Annotated in this window: 2 protein-coding genes; both read left to right on the top strand. The window is 76.9% G+C overall.

Features of this window, described 5'->3' with window-relative positions; all coding sequences use genetic code 11:
- On the top strand, positions 1–1,679 hold a 1,679-nt coding region (locus PYV61_RS23110), incomplete at its 5' end, for a DUF1800 domain-containing protein (RefSeq protein ID WP_275836134.1).
- A gap of 16 nt (positions 1,680–1,695) precedes the next feature.
- On the top strand, positions 1,696–2,970 hold the full coding sequence (locus PYV61_RS23105; protein WP_275836132.1) for a DUF1501 domain-containing protein: 1,275 nt from the start codon (positions 1,696–1,698) through the stop codon (positions 2,968–2,970).
- The last annotated feature ends 93 nt before the right edge of the window (positions 2,971–3,063 follow it).

Below are 3,063 nucleotides of genomic sequence, written 5' to 3'. Positions count from 1 at the left end.
CGGCGCCGCGCGCCGGCGCCGCGCCGCGCGACGACGCGCGCGAGCAGACCGCCGACCAGCAGGTGCGCCACGTCCTGGGCCGCCTGGCGTTCGGCGCCCGCCCCGGCGACGAGGCGCGCGTGCGGGCGATGGGGGTGGACCGGTGGATCGCCGCGCAGCTGCGCCCCGAGACGCTCGACGACGCGGCGCTCGAGCGGACGCTGGCCGGGATGCCGACGCTCCGCCAGTCGGGCGCCGAGCTGCTGGCGCTGTACCCGCCGCCGGGGCAGGTCGAGGCGCGCGGCGCGGCCGCCGCGCGGATGGCGGGCGACAGCGGCGCCCCCGCCTTCTCCGGCGCCGACTCGGCGCGGGCGCGCGAGATGGCGCGGGCGTCGCGGCGCGTGGTCGCCGAGCTGCAGGCGGCGCGCGTGGCGCGCGCGGTCGCCAGCGAGCGGCAGCTGCAGGAGGTGATGGTCGACTTCTGGGCCAACCACTTCAGCGTGTTCGCCGGCAAGGACCGCGTCCGCTACTTCCTCCCCGAGTACGAGGCGACGCTGCGCACGCACGCGCTCGGGAAGTTCCGCGACCTGCTCGGCGCCGTCGCCAAGAGCCCGGCGATGCTGCAGTACCTCGACAACGCGCAGAGCGTCGCCGACAGCGTGCGCCCCACGCTCGGGCGGCGCCCCCGGGGGATGACGGAGCGGCAGCGCGCGCGCCTGGCGCGCCGCAACCCGCGGGCGGCGGACATGCTGGCGCGGGCGCAGCAGCGCCGGCCGCGCGGCCTCAACGAGAACTACGCCCGCGAGCTGCTGGAGCTGCACACGCTCGGCGTCGACGGCGGCTACACGCAGGCCGACGTGGTCGAGGTGGCGCGCGCGCTCACCGGGTGGTCGGTGCGCCCGCCGCAGCAGGGGGGCGGCTTCACCTTCCGCGCCGCGGCGCACGACGCCGGCGCGAAGACCATCCTCGGCACCCGCTTCCCCGCCGGGCGCGGCGAGGACGAGGGGGAGGCGGTGCTCGACCTGGCGGCACGCCACCCGAGCACGGCGCGCTTCATCGCGCGCAAGCTCGCGGTGCGCTTCGTGAGCGACTCGCCGCCGCCGGCGCTGGTCGCGCGCGCCGCCGAGACGTTCCGCCGCACCGACGGCGACCTGCGCGCGACGCTGGAGACGATCGTCACGAGCCCCGAGTTCTTCTCGCGCGCCGCGTACCGCGCCAAGGTGAAGTCGCCGTTCGAGCTGGTGGCGAGCGCGGCGCGCGCGATGAACGCCGCCCCCGACACCACGCCGCGCACCGCGCAGCTGATCGCGCGCCTCGGCCAGCCGATCTACGGGCACCAGGCGCCCGACGGGTGGCCGGAGACGGGGCGCGCGTGGATGAACACGGGGGCGATCCTCAACCGCATCAACTTCGGGCTGACGGTGGCCGCCGGGCGGCTCCCCGAGGCGCGGCTGGCCGGCGCGCCGCCGGCCGACTCGCTGCGCGCCGCGCAGCGCGCCGCGCAGCTGGACGGCGTCGCGCGCGCGCTGCTGGGGGGCGAGCTGTCGCCGGACACGCGGGCGATCCTGGCGAGCGGGGAGCACCCGCTGCTGGCCCGCCCCCGCCCCGACTCGGCCGCGATGCCGCGCGCCCCGCGCCTCGACCCGTTCGCGCAGCTCGTGGGGCTGGCCCTGGGCGCCCCCGAGTTCCAGCGCCGCTGACCGCAGGAGACGACCCATGCAACGCCGGGCCTTCGTGAAGTCGGGCGCGCTCGCGCTCGTGACGATGGGGCTGAGCCCCTCCTTCCTCCGCCGCACCGCGTTCGCGCAGGAGCTGACGCACGGCGCGGCGCGCCTCGCCGGCAGGGGGAAGGTGCTGGTGTGCCTGTTCCAGCGCGGCGCGGCCGACGCGCTCAACGTCGTGGTGCCGTTCGGCGACCGCGCGTACTACGCGCTGCGCCCCAACATCGCCGTCCCGGAGCCCGGGCGCCCGAACGGCGCGCTCGACCTCGACGGCTTCTACGCGCTGCACCCCGCGCTCGCCCCGCTCAAGCCGCTGTGGGACCGCGGGCTGCTGGCGCCGATCCACGCCGTCGGGAGCCCGAGCGCGACGCGCTCGCACTTCGACGCGCAGGACTACATGGAGACGGCCACCCCGGACGTGAAGGGGACGAAGGACGGGTGGCTCAACCGCTACCTCGCGCTGCGCGGCACCTGCGAGTCCGGGTGCGCGCACGGGGCGGCCGCGTCCCCGTTCCGCGCCGTGTCGATGACGCCGCAGACGCCGCGCGTGCTCGACGGCCCGGCGCCGGTGGTGGCGATGAACTCGCTCGCCGAGTTCTCGATCCGCGCGGCCGGCGGCGACGCCGAGCAGCGGCTGGAGGCGCTGTACACCACCGGCTCGGCGGACCTGGTGCACGGCGCCGGCGCCGACACCTTCGAGGCGATGAAGGTGCTGCGCGCGGCGAACCCGCAGCAGTACCGGCCGCAGCACGACGCGCAGTACCCGAACTCGCCGTTCGGCCAGCGGCTGCGCCAGATCGCGCAGCTGATCCGCGCCGGCGTGGGGCTGGAGGTCGCGTTCGCCGACGTCGGCGGGTGGGACACGCACGTCAACCAGGGGGGCGCCACGGGACAGCTGGCGAACCGGCTGGGCGACTTCGCGCGGTCGATCGCGGCGTTCACGACGGACCTCGGCGACCGGATGGAGGACGTGGTGATCCTGACGATGTCCGAGTTCGGGCGCACGGCGCGGCAGAACGGCACCGGCGGCACGGACCACGGGCACGCCGGCAGCATGTTCGTGATCGGCGGCGGGGTGAAGGGCGGCCGCGTGCACGGCCGGTGGCCGGGGCTCGCGCCGGAGCAGCTGAACGAGGGGCGCGACCTGGCGCTGACGACCGACTTCCGCGCGGTGTTCGCGGAGGTGGCGCGGACGCACCTCGGGGCGGAGCGGCTGGACCGGCTGTTCCCGGGCTACGAGGCGACGGCGCTGCCGGGGGTGCTGGGGTAGACCTGCGACCTGCGACCTGCGACCTGCGACCGGGGCCGTCTCGCAGGTCGCAGGTCGCAGGTCGCAGGTCGCAGGTCGCAGGTCGCAGGTCGC

This window comes from Roseisolibacter sp. H3M3-2 (genome assembly GCF_029211165.1).
Lineage (GTDB): Bacteria > Gemmatimonadota > Gemmatimonadetes > Gemmatimonadales > Gemmatimonadaceae > Roseisolibacter.
The sequence above is the reverse complement of the archived record's forward strand: the minus strand, read 5'-3'. Positions and strand labels throughout refer to the sequence as shown.

Bases quoted from the DNA above. Each gene is read 5' to 3' on its own strand.
- PYV61_RS23105 (WP_275836132.1), top strand. From the start codon at position 1,696: ATGCAACGCCGGGCCTTCGTGAAGTCGGGCGCGCTCGCGCTCGTGACG.